We start from the raw sequence: 17,387 nt of genomic DNA, 5'->3' as shown, positions 1-17,387 counted from the left end.
CTCGACCGTCGGCCGACCCATACGCGCCATGAACCCAGCCTACTTCTATGGCGTAATAAAGACTCATGACACTAGCATCCCGACTTCCGAAGATCCGGGCTGCGGCGGAGGTGTCAGTTCGGCGGAGACGGCGTGTCGCTGCCCGTGTCGATGAGGATCTGTTCGGCCCCGGTGACGTTGTCGGCCCGGACGGCCCTGGCCATCGCGGCGCGTGCCGCGTCAGGCATCGTGTCCGGCGGGACTACCAGCAAGGAGAAATGGTCCCGGTCGCCTCGGGTGATGAGGACGGTGTCGTCACCGACCGGGAAGGAGTCGATGTGCACGACTCGGCCGTCGATCACCAGCCGTGTCGGCAGTTCGTCCCAGGCACTGGCGTCCAGACCGACGCGGGTGACGGGTCCGAGATGCTCGGTCAACGCGGTGATCAGCGAGGGCAGTTCGGCACCGATGTCCCGGGACCGCGGCCACCAGGCACCGTCCAGGATTCCCTCACGCGCGTGTGTCGTCTCCAGTCTCAGCAGGGCCGTCCCGGGGCTCACCGGCTGGTGGACGGCGTCCGGCAACAGCCTGGGAGTGCCGGGGGTGTCGGAGTCGGTCATGGTGGCCGCCCGCCCTTCGTATGCCGGTCGCACGCCCTGCGGCCGCACCGCCTCTGTGGACGCGGCTCAGTCACGCTCTTTCTCTTCTGTCTCCATCTGCCGGATCCCCTGGTGCGTCAGCGTGATCCTCGCGGGCGTGTCACCCCTCCCCCAGTCGACGACGACCCAGCTTTTGCCCGCCAGGTACGTACAGGCAGCGGCCAGATCCCGCTCAGGGATGCCGAGGTCGGTGCGGAGCTTCGCCCCGTCGACGCCCAGGAGGCGATTTCCCTCGGCGGCTTGGTACAGAGCCCGCATGATCTTCTCGCGGTACGTCTTCCGCTCACGCAGTATCCCCATGACATGCCGTCCTCTACGGCCCCCGGTCGGGCCGAAGTCGATGTCATCCGCGGTCGCTGTCGCGGTGGGGCGTGCCAGGGCGGTCGCGTCCACCGTCGGCCGGCGGTGCCTCCGGGTCCGGCGGCCGATCCCCGGCAGAGCATCGCTGTAGTGGAAGGCAGCGATCCGTCCGTCGTGCTGAGCGTTGAGCCGGTGGATCAAGGCGGCTCCGATGGCGATCAGAACGAGCAGCGCGGCCACGGCGATGACAGTCATGGTCCGCTCACCTCCGTTGACCGGCGGGCGAACGCCCTGTCGAGCCGATGGGCCGGGGCGGGGAGGACGGCGGACCTGCCCCGCCGTCGGTCTCCCACGCTTCTTCCCTGCTTCGGGCATCGATCCTGTCTGCTGCTTCCTCCCGGCCCGGGGCATCGATACCGTCACCCGCCATCAGTCGTGCGGCGGCATCCGCACTGGTTTCCGGCGGAATCACCAGCATGTTCCGGCGGCTACCGGTGGAGAAAAGGGTCAGCCGGTGCGGATCCTGCTCCTCGGTGGACCAGCCCACATGCACGGTGCGCCCGGCGCCGGACACCCAACTCGGGATGACGGGCCAGTGGTCAGGGTTCACCGTGACACCTGTGATGCGGCCCCAGAGGTCGCCCAGTGCGGCTGTCAAAGCCGGCAGCTCACGGGTGAGGGCACGGGAGCGAGGCCACCACATGCCGTCCAGCCCGCCCGGCGCGGGCGTCAGGCACAGGCGAGCCGGCAGCGACGGTGCGCGCCTGCTCGATGCCGTACGGTCGATGATCACGGTCATGGCGCGAACCTGCCCCCGGGCTCGTGGGGCGGCCCGGCGTTGTCGATCACCGGAAACGGCACCCACAGCGGAGCCGGTGCGCGAAGAACTCCCGGTGTTTTCACACTACTCCGCTCGCTGGCCCGAAAAGCTGCGGATGACCAGGTACTTTCCTGCCTCGGGACCTGGCCCCCGGCGCCCAGTGGCGAGTCGGGACAAAGCCAGTCCTTGCGCTCAGCATGCCCTTGAGAGCGGTTGACCAGGGGCAACGGAGGTGCGCTCCGGCCCCCCAGCGGTCCGGCATCAGCCACGTCTGCCCCCGGACGGGACAGCAGTCCGCACACAGTCCGCAGGACACCCGTTCAAGACCGTCGCACCCCATCGCCAGCAATCGGCAAAAGGCCAGGTCAGCGACCCACAGGGAAGATCCCTGCAGGCCCCCGACCCGGCCCGTTCCTAGGACACCAAGTACGTGATCGCGACAGCCCCCGACACCGTGTTTGCGTTCTCGCTCATCTGAGGACTAACGGTGATGCCAGTGGCGCTGATCGATGGCATCGCCCACGGTTCCTAGCTGGGGCGCCCGAAGGGAGTGGCCCGAGACCCGAGTGCTAGCCATGGCCGACCGTCGACGAGCAGCTTCGGCCCTTCGATTGGGTACGGGGTTGCGACTCGTGTGCTGGATGCGCGTGATCAGGACCCGGGCGGGTCGACGGGCGGTGGTCAGCTCGCGTTGCGCAGCTGCCTCCCTGAGGAGCTCGTGCGGTTGGTGCCCGAGGGACTCGGCGTCACTGAGGACAGTCGCGAGGGCAGGCCAATCATCGTCAGTCAGGATGCGTCCAGCGTGGTCTGGGACGGCCGCCCACACGTCGTGGGCAAGATTGCGGCTGGCGTGCTCCTGGAGACGGCGGAGCGCCAACCTTTCCAGCACTGGGGCGAGCGCCTGGTCTGCGGCGGTCTGAAGGTGTTGGACCGCCTGTCGAGCGGCATCGGCCTGCTGGGCGTGTTGCTTCACTTCGTGCCACCGGGCGGCAACGATCGTGGCCCAAACAAGGGCCGCAGTCAGTGCGGCCAGAACGCTGCCGTCCGGGTCGGTGGCGGTGCGGGCGATGTCTCGGACGGCTGCACGTAGGGTGCGGGCGGCCTGATGCTCAGCTCGGATCTGAGATCGCTGGGCGCGGGTGAACCTCTGAGAAGCGGCCTGCAGCTCGGGGCGTAGGACCGGGGGAGCCTTCTGAGCAGTGACTTCGATCAGTTCACCTAGGGCGGCAATGTGCGCCTGTGTGTGAACGTCGTCGCCGTTCATGTCGGTGCGGAAGGCTTCAAGGGCATCGGTGGCTTGCTCCCAGTCGCTGACTGGGCGGTTGCGCCGAGCGGTGGGGTGCTCTTCAGGTGCGGTGGCTTCCAGGCGAGTCCTGAGCTTGGGCAGACTCAGGTCAGGGGCGATCTTCCCGCCGGGATGGAAGATCTGTTCGCCTTCGTCGTTCACGTCACCGGGGCGGCCGACTGCGTAGCCAAGGAGGTCGCCGGATGGTCCGCGGCGTGGCTTGACCGCGATGCCGTCGGCTTCGAGGTAGGCGAGCAGCTCATCGGCGGTGCCGGCATGAGGGATGGCTGCGCGGATGCGCTCCTGGAGCCACTCACGGCTGGTGCGCTCCCACCCGAGGCGCTGAGCCTTGTGCATCTCCGCCTGGGTGGGGCGGCGGGTGGCGGTGCGGTCGCCCTTCTTCAACTGCCGCAGGCCATAGTCCTTCTCGATCTGCCGACATGCGTCGCCCACACGGAGACCGCTGTCGTGAAGCTTGGGACGGCGGCCGTCCTCACGAACCGTGGTGGCAAGGATGTGGATGTGGTCGTCGGCGTGGCGTACGGCGATCCAGCGGCAGCCGAGGTCGTCGCTCGCCGAGACGATGCCGGCGGCTTCCACGATGCGCTGGGCGATCTCCGCCCACTCGGAGTCTGAGAGGTGGCGGTCCTCGGGGGCAGCACGAACGGGGCAGTGCCAGACGTGGTCCGTGATCTTCTTGCCGAACTCGCTGTTGCGCAGCCGCACGGGCTCGTCGAGGTGGCGGGTGAGCTGAGTGAGGGTGGCGTCCTCGTTGCGTCCGGGATCGGGCATGCCGAGCATCGCGAAACCGGCGACGATGTGCGGATCGGTGTGCTCGTCGTGCCGACCCGGCCCATAAAGGTACGCGAGCAGGCCGCGTGTGTTGGCCCCGGCCGGTTTGATTGCGGCGATCATGCGGACAGGTCCTTCGTCGGGTCGGTGGGCTCGCGCAGAGCCTCGGCGATCAGCTCCAGCAGGTGATGGAGCTCGGCGAGGTTCCGGCGGATGTCGGGCGGAGTGAGGTCGCTGTTGAGCGCCCGGGCGATCTGGTTGACGTTGACGCCGATGCGGTTGAGGTGGCGCAGCACCCGCGTGCGGAACTCGTGCGTACGGCGGCGGTCCTCGGACAGAGGCAGATTCGCAGTGAACCGGCCGTCCATGAACGCGAGGACTACATCGGCGGCGAAGCCGGATTCGCCTTTGTAGCCGTGCTCCGCGGCGACCTCTTGGAGGCGCAGGCGTTCCTCGCCAAGGAAGCGCAGAGGGCCGACGCGTTCTACACGCTTGTCGCCGGTGAAACGGCGGATCGTGGGCTGAGCACACTGGGCATGCGGATCGCTGGACGCGGGGCGGAGAACGGCTCTCTGCGCGGCGAGGAGTTCGTCCGGCTCGGGGCTGCCCTCGGCCCCGAGCCCTCGGTCCGGCGCCCCCTGGCGCTGGGCCGTCTCCGCCACCCCCGGGGCGGAGATCCCCGAAGTCCGGCCGTGAGTCGGACTCGGGGTACTACTGGCTCCGCCAGGGGCCGTCCGTCCGAACGCGTTCCGCAAACGCCCCAGCGGCGTAGGGGACTTCGCCGGCGGCAGCGGCTCGTCGGGGGCGTTCTCGGGGTGGAGCGGGTCGTGTGTCATGGACGGTTCTCTCCAGAAAGGGGCGGGGAGGGCATGCGGGTCGGCGGGAAGGTCTGATGGGGTTCGAGCGTCCACCTCCCCATCCACAGGTGTGGATGGGGAGGCAACGCTCGGGGCGGTGACCAGCGGGCCGGGTGACCGGAGAGGGTTCCGGTCACCCGGCAGGGGTTCCGGTCAGATGCTGGCCGGATCGGACTCGGCAGGGGCTTCGCGCTCGGCTCGGAGGATGGCCATCACCTCGGTCAGCCGCTTGCTGCCGATCGTCAGCCCCTTGTCCTCAACTGCCGTTCGGACGACGGCCCGGGTGAGCTTGCCCTGCTCAGCGGCAGCAGCCCGGCCGATCTCCACGAGTACCTCGAGAGGGGCGCCGGGCGGGCGGCCACCGCGTGGCTTGCCCTCTGCGGCCTCGGCGGGCGGTTCCGGAGGCTGGACGGATACGGCGGCCGGTGGCTCGGTGGCCTGGCCGGGCTCAGCCAGTGGCTCGGCAGGCCGGACGCGCTCGACCGGAGCCTCGGCAGACCGGCCGACTGCGGTGGCCGACGGCTCGGTGGGCTGGCCGGATGGGGTGACCGGTGGTTCCGGCACCTGCGCGGAACCAGGGCCCGAGTGGTCGACAGGCTGCTCGACGAGCTGGTGGATCTGCCGCATCAGTACGCCGAAGGCCACCATCGCGGCGGCCGGGGGAACCGCGGCGACCACGTAGTCGAGGAACGGGACGGTGCTGACGTCGCCCGTGCCGCTGACCCCGGCGACGTTCAGCGCGATGGAGCCGACCGATCCGATGGCGGTCACGGCGATGGCCCATCGGTCGGTGACGCGGCGCAGGGCCGCGCGGAGCATGAGCAGCTCCCCCGCGACGATGAACGCGTCCAGGGTCGCCGGCCACGCCCAGCGGCGGATCGGTGACGTTCCCAGCCCGTGCCGGCCGGCGACGTCGGCCAGGTGCGCGTAGGAGAGCCAGAACGCTCCGGCGGTCAGGGCGACGATGACGATGCCGGCCATGATGAGCGCGTATCGCTCGGCGTCGTGCTTGGTCATCGTCGGCTGCCCTTTGTCCGGCCGGTCCTCCGGCGACTGGTGGTGCGGTGGAGGAGAGAGGGGAAGGGGCGTCAAGCGGGGTACTCCTGTGGTTTCGGCGTGGTGCGTCTTTGCCGTCTTGGCCGTTGCAAGCGCAGGTCAGGGCGGGTACGGCAGCGGCCTCGGTCTTCCGTCTCGGCGAGTGGTGTTGGCGTCTTCGGCCCGGACGCGAGGAGGCTCAGGTGGTTCGTCGTGCCCGAGCCCGTCTCGGAGTGGCCGGGCCCCGGGTCAAGACGGTGGCGTCGCGTCTTCCGTCTCGGCGGGCAGGGCTGTGACCTGCGTTGATACGGCAAGGACGCCTGGGACGTCGCAAGACGGATCGGGACGGCGTCTTGGGCAGGCGACACGCTGGTCATGATCGCGTTGCCGTCTCGGCCCCGGTTGCCGTCTTGCCTGGAGGCCCTGTGACCTGCGAGGTCACGGCAGGGACGGCCAGGACGGCAACCAGGGAGTGCGGGGCTCAGCCCTCGCGGAGGACGGGGCCGGCGTCGACGGGGTGGACGGTGGGGCAGTACCGGCGCCAGGCGTCGAGGAACTTGTTGCGCATGTAGCCCTTGCGCTGCGTCCGGTCGGCCATGCGCACGTTGCCGGACGTGATGCCGAACTCGCGCAGCATCCTGCCCAGTTCGCGGGCCGTCAGCCCGCCACGTCCCCACTCCGACCACGGAGCCTCGGGGTCCTGGCGCAGGTGGTGGAGGAGTTCCTCGGTGGACAGGCTGTCCACCTCGCGCTGGGCGACGAAGACGCGGCGGATGTCGGCGAGGATCCGTGCCCCGCTGGGGTGATCCTCCTCGGCTGCCACTTCGGCGGCGACCATTCTCGTGCACGCGGCTCGCGCCAGGCGGGGCCAGTGCCCGCCTGCCAGGTCGGCGACGATGACCAGGGGTTCCCAGGTGTCGGCGGCGCGGTCCTCGACCGGCATGTTTGGCTCCAGCCCCGCGGCCTCGTCGAGGAGCGGCCTGGCCCACGCGGCGATGCGGTCACGCAGATCGTGCAGGGCCGGGATGTCGCGGCGGGAGCGGAAGGGCTTGACCTTCTCGCCCTCGGCCCGGCGCCGCATGCGGATCACGGCCGCCCGGTCCATGATCGTGTCGGGCAGGTCGCCGATCCCCGCGATGGCCGCCATGGCGAAGGTGGCGAAGCGGTGCGGGGTGTGGTCGTTGCCGACGACCCGGGTGACGTACCGGTTGCGCTGGTGGCCGGCGTTGAGCAGGCCGCGCATCTCCTCGTTCTTCTCCGCCTGCTTCGGGGTGCCGAAGATGGTGTCCGCCTCGTCCACCAGGAGCGTGGGCGGCTGCTCCTCGGTGATCGAGCGGAAGATCGCCGCGGGTGTGGTGTTGATGGTGAGCATCGGCTCGTGGACCGTCTCGGTCAGCACGTCCAGCAGCCGCGACTTGCCGCACCGCTTCGCCGGCCCCACCACCGCCAGGCGGGGAGCGTGCTGCCACGCGGGCTGCAGGTGCGTCGCCGCCACCCACAGCGTGACCGCGTCCAGCGCCTCCGGCGAGGGCAGGATCACGAACTTGGCTATCTGCTGCCGGAGTTCGTCCAGGAGTACCGACCCGTGGGTCGGCTCGGGGTCCGGTATCGAGGTCTCGGCTGTCTCGGCCGGCGACGTTTCCTCGGGTTCGCGGCGGCCGGGGTTGCCCGGCACCGCGACCGGCGGCCAGGCGGCGGCACCGGGTGCGGAATAGGGCGTGGGTGTCTCGGGTTCCACTGGGCGGCTCCTCTTCTTGCGTCGCCGGGCGTGCAGGTCCGGCGGGCGCGGGTCGTTCGCGGGGATGCGGGCGGTGGAGTGTGTTGGGCCTCCGGCGTTGGCGCGCCGGGGGCTCACCCGTTTCTCGTGGGTTGTCGGCCACGGGCGGGGAACAGGGACAGTACGTCCACGCCTGGCGACAGTCCAGCGTTTCTGTGTCAGCTCAGCGCAGAACCGTCTGCTATGTTGCCGCTCTCTCACGCCGCCGGCCCGAGCAGCTCCAGCAGGTCCGCGGTCACCACCCGGTAGGCGTTGCCCAGCCGCAGCACCTTGCACGGGTACTCGCCCCGCTTCGCCAGCTCGTATCCCTTGCTCCGCCCGAGACCCAGGGCTCGGTTGCCTGTGTCCAGGTCAACGGCCACGGGGAGGGCGAGCAGCTCCTCCCGGCTCATCCCCTTCACGCGTGCCGCGCGGCTTCCTTCAGGCATGCAGCTTCCGTCCATTCCGTGCGCCGTCGGCGAACGAGCCCATCTCGTCCGGCTCCAGGCAGGCACGTACTAGCATCGCCAAGCTATTGTGTCTCTATGACACAACATGCTGGCGATGCTGGATGGGACGAAGACGACGTCCCCGAGTGGGCGGATCGGGTCATGGCCACGGTGGCGGCCGAGGTCCGCCGACGTAGGAAGGAACTCCGCATGAGTGCCCAGGACTTGGCCGACCGCTGCGAGGAGATCGGCCACCCGATCCCCCGCAACGTGATCGCCAACATGGAGTCCGGCCGGCGCGCCAACCTTCCCTTGGTCGACGTCCTGGTCCTCGCCGAAGCTCTGCAGACGCCTCCGCTCACTCTGATCTATCCCGTCGGCTATGCCCCCGAAGTGCAGCGCCTGCCTTTCCGCGACACCGAGCCGACCTGGGACGCCCTGCACTGGTTCACCGGCGACTTGGACGAGCACTCCTACCAACTCGACACCATGCTGCGTCGCTTCCATCGACACGTGGGCCTCCAGCGCGCCGCCTTCGCCGCCATCCGAGGCGAGAAGCACGAACGCTGGAAGGCCGAGACAGCCTCCACCCCCACCAAGCGCGCCGAAGCCGAGCAGGACCGCGAGGACTACGCCGAACGGGCCTTCCAGGCCAAGTACGAGCTCCGCAGCCTGCGTACCTCTATTCGTGAGCACGGCGGTACCCCGCCACTCCTGCCGCCCGAACTTCATGACGTTGACCCGCCCGAACCCGACACCGCCACGGAGGAACGCCTTTGAAGGGCTCCACTCACCGCCGCTGCTACTGCCGTGATCCCAAGACCAGCAAGCCGCTCGGCAAGAACTGCCCCAAGCTCTCCAGCCGCAAGCACGGCTCATACTCCATACGCCAGGAACTCCCGCCCCGCGAGGAGGGCACCCGCCGCTCCTTCAGCCGCGCCGGCTACGAGTCCCTGAAGGCCGCTCAGGCGGACCTCGACCACGTCCGCTCCCTGCTCGCCCTGGCGGACAAGGACGACCCGGACAGCCTCCAGCGCCTCGTGGCCATGCTGGAGGAGGTCGCGGTTGAGAAGGCTCCGTTGCCGGCCATCGAGGAGACCCGGCGCCGCCTGAGGGCCGGCCTGACCCTCAGGGGCAGCCTCACCGTGGGCGAGTGGCTCGACCAGTGGTTCGCCGCGAAGAAGCGCCGCAAGACCACTCTCAACGGCTATGCCTCCCACATCCGCGTCCACTTGAAGCCCCGCATCGGGCAAGTACGCCTCGACCGACTCAACGTCGGCCACCTGGTGGAGATGTTCGATGCCATCGCCGACGAGAACGAAGTGATCGCGGCCGAGAACGATGCCCGCCGCGAGCAGATCGCCCGCTGCAAGCCGAGCAAGCCCGGTCGCCCCGCAGGAGCCGAGCGGAAGCTGCTGGCGGCCGAACGGGCCAAGCTGGCGGAGATGAAGCCGTTCCGGAAGGTCACCGGCCCGGCCACCCGTCAGGCGGTCCGCCGCACCCTCCGCGCTGCCCTGAACTCCGCGATCGCCCAGCAGCTCATCACCTTCAATCCCGCATCCCACGTCGAGTTGGAGTCCGGCCGACGCCCCAAGCCGCTCCTATGGACCGAAGAGCGGGTCCGGCGGTGGTGCGAGACGGGCGAGACACCCGGCCCGGTAATGGTGTGGACCCCTCAGCAGTTCGGCGCCTTCCTCGACGCCGCCGAGGGCGACCGGCTGTACGCGATCTTCCACCTGATGGGCACCCGCGGCCTTCGTCGCGGCGAGGCGGTCGGCCAGGACTGGCACGAGATCGATCTCGACGCCGGCCTCATCACACCCGCCAAGGAGATCGTGGTGGACGGATGGGATCCCTACGAGTCCGAGCCGAAGACGGACGGCAGCGCGAACACGATCGCGCTCGACAGCGTGAACATCGCCGTGCTGCGCGACCACAAGGCCCGCCAGGAAAAGGAACGCGCCGAGTGGGGCGCCGCCTGGCAGGACACCGGCAAGGTGTTCACCAAGGAGGACGGTTCCTGGATGCACCCGGAAACGGTCTCCGAGACCTTCCGCCGCGTCCTCGCCACGACCGATCTGCCGCCCATCACGCTGCGGGACCTGCGCCACGTCTCCGCGACCCTCACGCACGGAGGCGGCGGCGACATCCATGCAGTGAAGGAGACGCTGCGGCACTCCACCATCACGTTGACATCGGACACGTACACGAGCCTGCTCCCTGAGCTGGACCGTGAGATCGCCGAGAAGGCGGCAAAACTGATCCCGCGGTCTCGTCCGGCAGTCGACGAATTGGCGGCCTCACCGACAGCCGATCCGCAGGCCATGAACGCATCCGCTCACGCATCGCCCAGGGGTTGAACGTCTGCCTGCACTACTTGCCGTCGAAGCCGGCCGGGGTTCCACGGCGATCTCGGAGACACCGGTACCCGGCGGTCCCAGGAGTAGCGTGGTCAGCACGAGGCGAATCCGTGTTCGCACCGGATCCCGAACGGGTGGTCCCTCATGACCGACTCCGACACATCCCCTGGTTCCCGGCATCTGCCGAGTGGCATCCATCAGGCCGTGCGGCCGGGGTGTGCACTGCTCCGGCTGGAGACGAGGGCATCGCGCGAAGGCGTTCTCGACGGGGCGTGGTGGCCGCGGTCGCGTGATATCGGTGCGGAGTTGCCCGCGCTGCTGAGCGCCCTCACGGGGCACCTCGGGCCCCTGACCCGCGTCGGGCTGGACGCCGAAGCCTGGGAAGGGCTCCCGACTCGGATCGTCGTGGACGACCGGGTGGTGCACATCGACTCCTTCCCGGTGGGTGACGACACCGTCCTGATCACCCGGGGCGAGAAAGACCTCTTCTCTCTGCTGGTGGTTCCGCCGGACGCGGCTCCCGAGGCCGCCCACGCGGCGATGGCCCAGGCTGTCCGGGCCGACAACCTCAGCCCGGCGGAGCAGATCATCGTCGACACGGGAAGCGGGCAGAGGCCACAGCACTGACGGGCCGGGCCGCCCCGCGGCCGGCGCCGACGGCACGCTCAGCCGCGCCACTCCACCAGAAGGAGCGTGGCATCGTCCGTGGTGCGTCCGTCCCGCGCCCGCTTGAGTGTGTGCGACAGGGAGCGTGCCACCGCCCGGACACCGCGACCGGTTCTCTCCAGCTGGTTCACCCAGTCGATCAGCTGGTCCTCCCCGAACTGCTCTTCGCCCCTCGCGTGTTCCTCGATCAGTCCGTCGGTGAAGCAGAGGACGCGGTCTCCGCGTTCCAGACCCACCTCGCTGACCTCGGGCGCCGGCCCGCCTAGGCCGACCGGGAGGGTCGTGGGGGCGGCCAGCCGACGCGTGACGCGGTGGTCGCGAACGAGCATCGGCAGCGGGTGTCCCGCATTGACCCACTGCATGCTTCCCGTGGTCGTGTCCAGCCGCATCATCTGCGCGGTGACGAAGTGGTCAGGACCGAACTGTTGTGCCACAGCGGCGTCCATGAAGGCGTAGATCTCCGACAGCCCGGTTCCGAGGCGGCGGGCATGGCGGTAGGCGCCGATGGCCACAGTGGCCATGGTGGCCGCGTCCAACCCGTGCCCCATCGCGTCGATCATGGCCACGTGGAGGACGTCGTCGTTGAGCGCGTAGTCGAAGCTGTCGCCCGCCACGTCGTAGGCGGGTTCAAGGATTCCGGCCACGGCGACGCGCGGCATGATCATGGCCAGCGGCGGCAGCAGAGACCACTGGATCTCGGCGGCGACGCTCATCGCTTCACCGCGCCGGGTATGGAAGAACAGGTCGGAGTAGCCGTGCTTGGTCACCAGCAGGTCGGCCACCAGGCCGGCGAGCCTGCGCAGCATGCGGTGGTCGTCGTCATCGACGCGGCCCAACGTCACGGCCATGACCCCCACCTGGTCGCCGCCGTCCAGCAGCGGCAGGTGGACCCGTACGCCGTCGTCCTCGGGCAGTTCGACCGTCAGCGCGTCGAGGAAGCAGCGCCCGGCGGCAGAGTCGTCGATCACCTGCGGGTCTCCGCCCGTGAGGCCCTCGCCGGGCAGGGGTACGAGCAGCAGCTGGCCATAGTCCTGCAGCAGCACCTGCGGACGGCGGCCCCCCAACCGCTCCACCACGTCGGCGACCAGCGGCCCGATGAGATGGGGCGGAAGCGCGTGCGCGCGGTCGAGAACCATACCCAGCAGCGCTTCCCCGAAGCTCTCGGAGCGGTCCACACGACGCCCGGGCGTCATTCGCTCACCCGCCATGATCCGTGCGTGTACGGACGGCGGGGTCGGAGGACGAAGGGACTGCCCGTCTCATCGCTCCATCATGGGCCGTTCCGCTCCCCGGCGCTCCTCTGGCCGAAGCCGTCCTCGGCACGCGCCAGGATGCGCTGAGCCGACAGCGGGTTCCAGGGATCGGCGGCGGCGGTCAGCAGCCGGGCGGCCGTTCCGACCGGCTCGTCGGGCGGGATGACCAGCAGCTCCCAGCGCCCCACGGTGCCGCAGTCCACGGCGATGGCATGGGCCTCGTCGGCGACATCGGTCAGGACCACCTCGATCACGTGGTCGGGCGCCGGCACCGTCTGTGGGGCGTCGGGCCAAGCCGCTGCGCCCACGGTCACACGGGTGACGGTGCCATGGCCCGGGTCCAATGAGCCCACGAGCGCGGGCAACTCCAGTTCCAGGGCGCCGCACCGCGGCCACCACGCCCCGTCCAGCGGGCCGTGGCTGGCGTCCGGCGTGAGGCTCAGCCGGGGCAGGGGCATCCGGTAGGTGTGTTCGTCAGCTGAGGACGTGCCGCCGGCGGGCGGAGTGATGGCGTCCATCGTGCGGTCCCGTCCCGGGTTGCCTTCGGCTGCCCGCGTTCGTCACTCGCCGGGAACGGCGCCGCCGTGGTCGTGCGCGCGACATGCTCTCGGTACCTCTCAGGCTACTCCCGGCCTGGGCCGACGACGCGAGGTGCGGGCGCCGTGCGAAAGCGCGGTTTCCCGGGACAGGCCCAGCACGCAGGGGGCGACCGGACCGGGCAGCCCGATCATCTCTCCGTGGTTCCGCCAGCCCCAGGACTCGAAGGCGGCCTGCCCGGCCTGGTCGGCCGGATGAAGCAGGGCGACTGCGAGGGCATTGTGCCGGTCGGCCAGCAGGCGCTGTTGCAGACGGCGGGCGATGTCGAGGCGTTGGGCGTGCGGATGCGCCACGACCTGGGTGAGGAGCAGGAACCGGGCGCAGCCGGTGAGCCGTTGGATGCTCTCCTGCAGTCCTCGGTCGGACCGGACGCCGGGGCATATCGGAAAGCCGAAGGTGCATCCGACCAGCCTCGTCGTCTCGGCGACCAGCAGCGCGAAGCCGGGCCGTCGGGCGCTGGCGGCCAACCGCCGCAGGAAGTCGCCCCGATCCTGGTACGCCTCCCCGGATGTGTCCACGACGGACGCCATGGCCAGGTCGGCGATGTCCTCACTCATCCCCTCCGCCTGCCAACGACTCAGCCGGCGAAGGCGGATCCCGTCCTTGACGACCGTCGCACTGGCGCGGCCGCCCATCGTCGGCCTCCCGTCGGCGGGCGGACCCGACGGGGCCGTCTCCAGCAGATCGTGGAGCAAGGCGGGTGGCGCCGGAAGCACCGAGGCCGCGAGGAGCAGGGGTGTAGAGCCGGTGGCGGCAAGCAGCCGGGTGATCTGCGCGCACGGATGGTGCAGCCGCAGGGAAGCGTGCACCCGGCCGGCGCGCCGTGACGCCGTCAGGAAGACGTTCAGACCCTTGGCATCGCAGGAGCCGACCGTCGTCAGATCGACGTCGATGGCGGTCACGCCGTCGTGCAGACACTGGTCCAGCGCGGCCCGCAGCAGGGGCGCTGTGGCCGACCCGATCTCACCGGCGAGCGTGACGAGAGCCCGCTCCCCTCGGTCACGCCGATGAATGTCCAGCCGCCGCAGGGCCATCACGCCTCCGCCCGGCAGGCGCACAGGACGGCACAGACGCTGAACTTGCGCGAAGTTGCTTCGATGACGGCGGACACGATGCCGACCAGTCTCCGCGCCGACCGCTCGGGCAGGTACGGGGTTCGTCTCTCGCCGAGGACGACCCGGCATGGCGGCCTGAGTACGCGATGCCCTCGGTACCTCCACGGTACGCCGCCGACAACTGGAACGGCTGTGACGCGAGGCAGGAGTAGCGTGCGAAGAGTTGAGGGTACGTCGTATACCGGTGGCAGGACTGGTCTCGTCCTCGGCGCGTGGCGCGCCACGGGCCGTGCGACACGATACGAGCCGTTCCTCGGCCCAGGTCGGGTTCCGCCTCATGAGCACCGAACCCGTGCACCTTCCGTACCCGCTTCCGTCCGCGGACCCGCCGGCCGGCGTTCCCCATGAGAGCAGGGTCGAGGTCCGCATCATCTCCATGGACTCCGAAGCGGCCCGGCACGTCGCCGATGCCCTCCGGCTGCTGTTCGCCGGGGGCGAGCAGCACAGCTATCCGGCGTGCTCGTCGGGGAGAGGGACACGTCTGCACCTCACGCTCGATCCCGCGCTGGGCGTCGGCCCGCGCTGCTCCTGGCTGGAGGCCGGCAGGCCGCCCGTCGACCGAACGCATCCGGGCGAGACCGCCTGACGCGTGTCCCCGCCGGCGCCGGACCAACGGCACCCACCAAGCCACCGCCATCGGCGGATCTCCACCACTCCAGCCCCAGGAGACCTCATGACAACCGCCTCAGTGCTCCACTCGTTTACAGAGGCGGAAGCCGAGCGGTTCATGGAGACGGCCACGGCAGACAGCCAGCCCGTGGGGCACACTGCCTGACCGCGGGCACATCCGCTCACGCATCGCTCACGCAAGGGCCCGAAAACGAACCAGCGCCCGAGCCGACCGAAGCCGACCCGGACGCTGAAGACCAGGTCAGAGGGGGTAACCCCTCCCCCGCATCCGTAGGCCCTGTGGGACTCGAACCCACAACCAATGGATTAAAAGTCCACTGCTCTGCCAATTGAGCTAAGGGCCCTCAGCGATGTTGCCCCCACGAGCATAGCGGGATGTGGGCGCGTCTTTGATCGGGTATCGGCGAGGGGGACCCGGACGTGTTCCGCGGAAAACGCGGGAGGGCCCGCACGACGGGTGTCGTGCGGGCCCTCCCGGGTCGGTCCGGTGCGCCGGGTCAGCCGTTGCGCTTCCAGCGCGGCTTGTCCTCGCGGCGGCCGAAGGAGCCGCCCCCGCGGTGGTCGTCACGGCGGCCGTACGGGCGGTCGTGGGAGGCGCCGGAACGGAAGCCGGGGCGGTCGCCCTGGCGGTCGCGGTTGAACGGACGGTCGCTGCCGCGGTGGCCGCCGCGGTCGTCGCGGCGGAAGCCGCCACGGTCACGGTCGCCGTCGCGGTTGAACCCACCGCGGTCGTCACGGCGTTCGAAGGAACGGCCCCCGCGGTCACGGTCGAAGGAACGGCCGCCGCGGTCGCCGCGGTCGCCCCGGTCGTCGCGACGGAAGCCACCACGGTCACCGCGGTCACCGCGCTCACCCCGGTCGTCACGGCGGAAGCCGCCACGGTCACCGCGGTCGTCACGGCGGAAGCCACCGCGGTCGCCGTCCCGGCGGTCGAAGGAACGGCCGCCGCGGTCGCCGCGGTCGCCCCGGTCGTCGCGGCGGAAGCCGCCACGGTCGCGGTCACGGTCCCTGTCGCGGTTGAACCCGCCACGGTCGTCACGGCGTTCGAAGGAACGGCCGTCACGGTCACCGCGGTCGCCCCGGTCGTCACGGCGGAAACCGTCCCGGCGCTCGGGGCGCTCGAAGCGCTCCGTGTCACGCGCGGTCGGCTGCTCCGGCAGCGAGACCTCGGTCCGGTCCTGGGCCACCGCCTCGGTGGCCGCCTGGGCCACCGCCGTCTCCGGGTCCTCGCCCCGCTCCCGGGCGGCCCTGGCGACCAGCCGGTCCGCCTCGTCACGCAGTTCGGACGCGCGGCGCTGCGCCCGCTCCAGCTCCTTGGTGAGCTGGGCGACCTCACGCTCCGCGTGCTGCGCCGCGTTGCCCGCCGATTCCGCCTGGACCTCGGTCATCGACCGGGCCCCGGTGATCTCGGCGACCTCCGGGTCGAAGGCCGCGCCGCCCTGGATGATGTGGCGCGTGGCGTCCACGCCCGCGTCCTCCATCAGCCGGAAGATCTGGCGCCGCTGGTGCGGCAGCGAGAGGGAGACCACGGTGCCGGTACGGCCCGCGCGCGCCGTGCGGCCGGCCCGGTGCAGGTAGTCCTTGTGGTCACCGGCCGGGTCGACGTTCAGCACCAGGTCGATGCCGTCGACGTGGATACCGCGCGCGGCGACGTCCGTGGCGACCAGGACGTTGACGTAGCCGTCCTTGAAGTCGGCCAGTGTCCGCGTCCGCGCGCCCTGCGTCATGCCGCCGTGCAGCGCGTCGGCCTTCGCACCCGCCTCGCGCAGCTGGTCGGCGACACGGTCCGCGCCCAGCTGGGTGCGGACGAAGATGATGGTGCGGCCCTTGCGGGAGGCGATGGCCGCGGTGACCGGCGCCTTGTCCTTCGGCTTCACGACCAGGACGTGGTGCGACATGGTCGTGACGGCACCCTGGGCGGCGTCGACCTCGTGGCTGACCGGGTCCTTCAGGTACCGGTCGACGAGGGTCTTGATCTCGTTCTCCATCGTCGCGGAGAACAGCATCCGCTGACCGCCCGCCGGAACCTGGTCCAGCAGCTCCGTCACCTCGGGCAGGAAGCCCAGGTCGGACATCTGGTCGGCCTCGTCGAGAACGGCGATCTGCACGTTCTCCAGGGAGCACGCGCCACGGTTGATGATGTCGCGCAGCCGGCCGGGCGTGGCGACGAGGATGTCGACACCGCGCTCGAGGGCGTAGATCTGGTTGCCCATGGAGGTGCCGCCGCAGACGACCTTCATGCGCAGGCCGACGACGTCGCCGTAGGGCTGGAGCGCGTCGGCCACCTGCATGGCCAGCTCACGGGTGGGCGTCAGGATGACGGCCCGCGGCTTGTGCTTCTCGGTCCGGCCGCCGGCCAGCGTGGCCAGCGTCGGCAGACCGAAGGAGAGGGTCTTGCCGGAGCCGGTACGGCCCCGGCCGAGGATGTCCTTGCCGGCCAGGGCGTCCGGGATGGTCGCCGCCTGGATCGGGAAGGGGTTGGTCACGCCGTTCTGCGCGAGCTTGCGCACGACGCCCTCGGGAAGACCGAGGTCGGCGAAGGTGAGCTCGGGGGTGTCGGCGGTGGCACCGTCGTCGGTGACGTCGGTGCCGGTGTCGGCGGCGACGTCGGTGATGTCGGTGATGTCGGTGTCCACCGAGTTCCCTGCGTCCTCAGGGGTCACAGGGGTTTCGGGCACGACGACGTGATCAGTACTGGCGATGGGCATACGAATGCGAAACCTTCCGGAGTCTCTTCGGCACGCGCCCGTCAACTCCGTGATTCGCGATTCGCAATATGACCGCCTCGATGCGGTCCACCACGGTAAGGGGAGAGTACGCGCCACACGGCGCGC

16 protein-coding genes and 1 tRNA gene are annotated in these 17,387 nt (G+C 70.2%); 4 read left to right on the top strand and 13 right to left on the bottom strand.

Annotated elements, in window-relative coordinates:
• Nucleotides 1–113 precede the first annotated feature (113 nt).
• From JL475_RS04305 to JL475_RS04270, 8 genes are all read right to left on the bottom strand, one after another.
• Nucleotides 114–599, bottom strand: a complete 486-nt coding sequence (locus tag JL475_RS04305; RefSeq protein ID WP_202275343.1) for a DUF5994 family protein — start codon at nt 597–599, stop codon at nt 114–116.
• A gap of 66 nt (nt 600–665) precedes the next feature.
• A complete protein-coding gene (locus tag JL475_RS04300) occupies nt 666–938 on the bottom strand; it encodes a hypothetical protein (protein ID WP_202275414.1) in 273 nt (90 codons plus the stop codon).
• 262 nt (nt 939–1,200) lie between these two features.
• Complete coding sequence (locus tag JL475_RS04295; protein WP_202275341.1) at nt 1,201–1,737, bottom strand: DUF5994 family protein; 537 nt, start codon at nt 1,735–1,737, stop codon at nt 1,201–1,203.
• A gap of 502 nt (nt 1,738–2,239) precedes the next feature.
• Nucleotides 2,240–3,958 (bottom strand): relaxase/mobilization nuclease domain-containing protein, encoded by a 1,719-nt coding sequence (locus tag JL475_RS04290; protein WP_237406082.1) that lies wholly within the window; start codon nt 3,956–3,958, stop codon nt 2,240–2,242.
• The gene (gene mobC / locus JL475_RS04285) at nt 3,955–4,497 is read right to left on the bottom strand and encodes a plasmid mobilization relaxosome protein MobC (protein WP_202275339.1); all 543 of its coding nucleotides are present in this window, start codon (nt 4,495–4,497) and stop codon (nt 3,955–3,957) included. Before mobC ends, JL475_RS04290 begins: the two co-directional genes overlap by 4 nt.
• A gap of 348 nt (nt 4,498–4,845) precedes the next feature.
• Nucleotides 4,846–5,709 carry a DUF2637 domain-containing protein gene (locus JL475_RS04280; protein ID WP_202275337.1) on the bottom strand — a complete coding sequence of 288 codons (864 nt, stop codon included), beginning with the start codon at nt 5,707–5,709 and terminating at the stop codon, nt 4,846–4,848.
• A gap of 499 nt (nt 5,710–6,208) precedes the next feature.
• Entirely contained in the window at nt 6,209–7,465 is a 1,257-nt protein-coding gene (locus JL475_RS04275; protein ID WP_202275336.1) for a DUF3631 domain-containing protein, read from the bottom strand.
• A 236-nt stretch (nt 7,466–7,701) separates the two neighbouring features.
• The gene (locus JL475_RS04270) at nt 7,702–7,932 is read right to left on the bottom strand and encodes a hypothetical protein (protein ID WP_237406080.1); all 231 of its coding nucleotides are present in this window, start codon (nt 7,930–7,932) and stop codon (nt 7,702–7,704) included.
• Between the two features lie 96 nt (nt 7,933–8,028).
• On the opposite strand from JL475_RS04270, the gene JL475_RS04265 reads away from it, so the two are divergent.
• From JL475_RS04265 to JL475_RS04255, 3 genes are all read left to right on the top strand, one after another.
• Nucleotides 8,029–8,712: a helix-turn-helix domain-containing protein gene (locus tag JL475_RS04265; RefSeq protein ID WP_202275335.1), complete on the top strand. Its 684-nt coding sequence runs from the start codon at nt 8,029–8,031 to the stop codon at nt 8,710–8,712.
• Nucleotides 8,709–10,292 (top strand): tyrosine recombinase XerC, encoded by a 1,584-nt coding sequence (gene xerC, locus JL475_RS04260; protein ID WP_202275334.1) that lies wholly within the window; start codon nt 8,709–8,711, stop codon nt 10,290–10,292. The genes JL475_RS04265 and xerC overlap by 4 nt, the downstream gene beginning before the upstream one ends.
• A 144-nt stretch (nt 10,293–10,436) precedes the next feature.
• Nucleotides 10,437–10,919, top strand: coding sequence for a DUF5994 family protein (locus tag JL475_RS04255; protein WP_202275333.1), 483 nt, complete (start codon nt 10,437–10,439; stop codon nt 10,917–10,919).
• 38 nt (nt 10,920–10,957) lie between these two features.
• Here the strand turns inward: JL475_RS04255 and JL475_RS04250 are convergent, their stop codons facing one another.
• The 3 genes from JL475_RS04250 to JL475_RS04240 all read right to left on the bottom strand — a co-directional run bounded on the left by JL475_RS04250 (nt 10,958) and on the right by JL475_RS04240 (nt 13,842).
• Entirely contained in the window at nt 10,958–12,151 is a 1,194-nt protein-coding gene (locus JL475_RS04250; RefSeq protein ID WP_202275410.1) for a PP2C family protein-serine/threonine phosphatase, read from the bottom strand.
• A gap of 77 nt (nt 12,152–12,228) precedes the next feature.
• Entirely contained in the window at nt 12,229–12,729 is a 501-nt protein-coding gene (locus JL475_RS04245) for a DUF5994 family protein (protein ID WP_237406078.1), read from the bottom strand.
• A gap of 99 nt (nt 12,730–12,828) precedes the next feature.
• Complete coding sequence (locus JL475_RS04240) at nt 12,829–13,842, bottom strand: STAS domain-containing protein (RefSeq protein ID WP_202275332.1); 1,014 nt, start codon at nt 13,840–13,842, stop codon at nt 12,829–12,831.
• Between the two features lie 358 nt (nt 13,843–14,200).
• On the opposite strand from JL475_RS04240, the gene JL475_RS04235 reads away from it, so the two are divergent.
• Nucleotides 14,201–14,509, top strand: coding sequence for a hypothetical protein (locus tag JL475_RS04235; RefSeq protein WP_237406075.1), 309 nt, complete (start codon nt 14,201–14,203; stop codon nt 14,507–14,509).
• Between the two features lie 315 nt (nt 14,510–14,824).
• On the opposite strand, the gene JL475_RS04230 is transcribed toward JL475_RS04235, so the two are convergent.
• Nucleotides 14,825–14,897: transfer RNA gene (locus tag JL475_RS04230), tRNA-Lys, on the bottom strand.
• Nucleotides 14,898–15,050: 153 nt separating this feature from the next.
• Nucleotides 15,051–17,261 (bottom strand): DEAD/DEAH box helicase, encoded by a 2,211-nt coding sequence (locus tag JL475_RS04225; protein ID WP_202275331.1) that lies wholly within the window; start codon nt 17,259–17,261, stop codon nt 15,051–15,053.
• Between the last annotated feature and the right edge of the window lie 126 nt (nt 17,262–17,387).

Origin of the sequence: Streptomyces sp. M2CJ-2, from assembly GCF_016757295.1 — a bacterium.
Lineage (GTDB): Bacteria > Actinomycetota > Actinomycetes > Streptomycetales > Streptomycetaceae > Streptomyces.
Note: the sequence above shows the minus strand (reverse complement) of the source record. Positions and strands in the feature narration are given on the sequence as shown.

Excerpts from the sequence above, each read along its gene's own strand:
- JL475_RS04305 (WP_202275343.1), bottom strand. The coding sequence starts at position 599 with ATGACCGACTCCGACACCCCCGGCACTCCCAGGCTGTTGCCGGACGCC.
- JL475_RS04300 (WP_202275414.1), bottom strand. The coding sequence starts at position 938 with ATGGGGATACTGCGTGAGCGGAAGACGTACCGCGAGAAGATCATGCGG.
- JL475_RS04295 (WP_202275341.1), bottom strand. The coding sequence starts at position 1,737 with ATGACCGTGATCATCGACCGTACGGCATCGAGCAGGCGCGCACCGTCG.
- JL475_RS04290 (WP_237406082.1), bottom strand. The coding sequence starts at position 3,958 with ATGATCGCCGCAATCAAACCGGCCGGGGCCAACACACGCGGCCTGCTC.
- JL475_RS04280 (WP_202275337.1), bottom strand. The coding sequence starts at position 5,709 with ATGACCAAGCACGACGCCGAGCGATACGCGCTCATCATGGCCGGCATC.
- JL475_RS04270 (WP_237406080.1), bottom strand. The coding sequence starts at position 7,932 with ATGCCTGAAGGAAGCCGCGCGGCACGCGTGAAGGGGATGAGCCGGGAG.
- JL475_RS04265 (WP_202275335.1), top strand. The coding sequence starts at position 8,029 with ATGACACAACATGCTGGCGATGCTGGATGGGACGAAGACGACGTCCCC.
- JL475_RS04255 (WP_202275333.1), top strand. The coding sequence starts at position 10,437 with ATGACCGACTCCGACACATCCCCTGGTTCCCGGCATCTGCCGAGTGGC.
- JL475_RS04250 (WP_202275410.1), bottom strand. The coding sequence starts at position 12,151 with ATGACGCCCGGGCGTCGTGTGGACCGCTCCGAGAGCTTCGGGGAAGCG.
- JL475_RS04245 (WP_237406078.1), bottom strand. The coding sequence starts at position 12,729 with ATGGACGCCATCACTCCGCCCGCCGGCGGCACGTCCTCAGCTGACGAA.
- JL475_RS04240 (WP_202275332.1), bottom strand. The coding sequence starts at position 13,842 with ATGGCCCTGCGGCGGCTGGACATTCATCGGCGTGACCGAGGGGAGCGG.
- JL475_RS04235 (WP_237406075.1), top strand. The coding sequence starts at position 14,201 with ATGAGCACCGAACCCGTGCACCTTCCGTACCCGCTTCCGTCCGCGGAC.
- JL475_RS04225 (WP_202275331.1), bottom strand. The coding sequence starts at position 17,261 with ATGCCCATCGCCAGTACTGATCACGTCGTCGTGCCCGAAACCCCTGTG.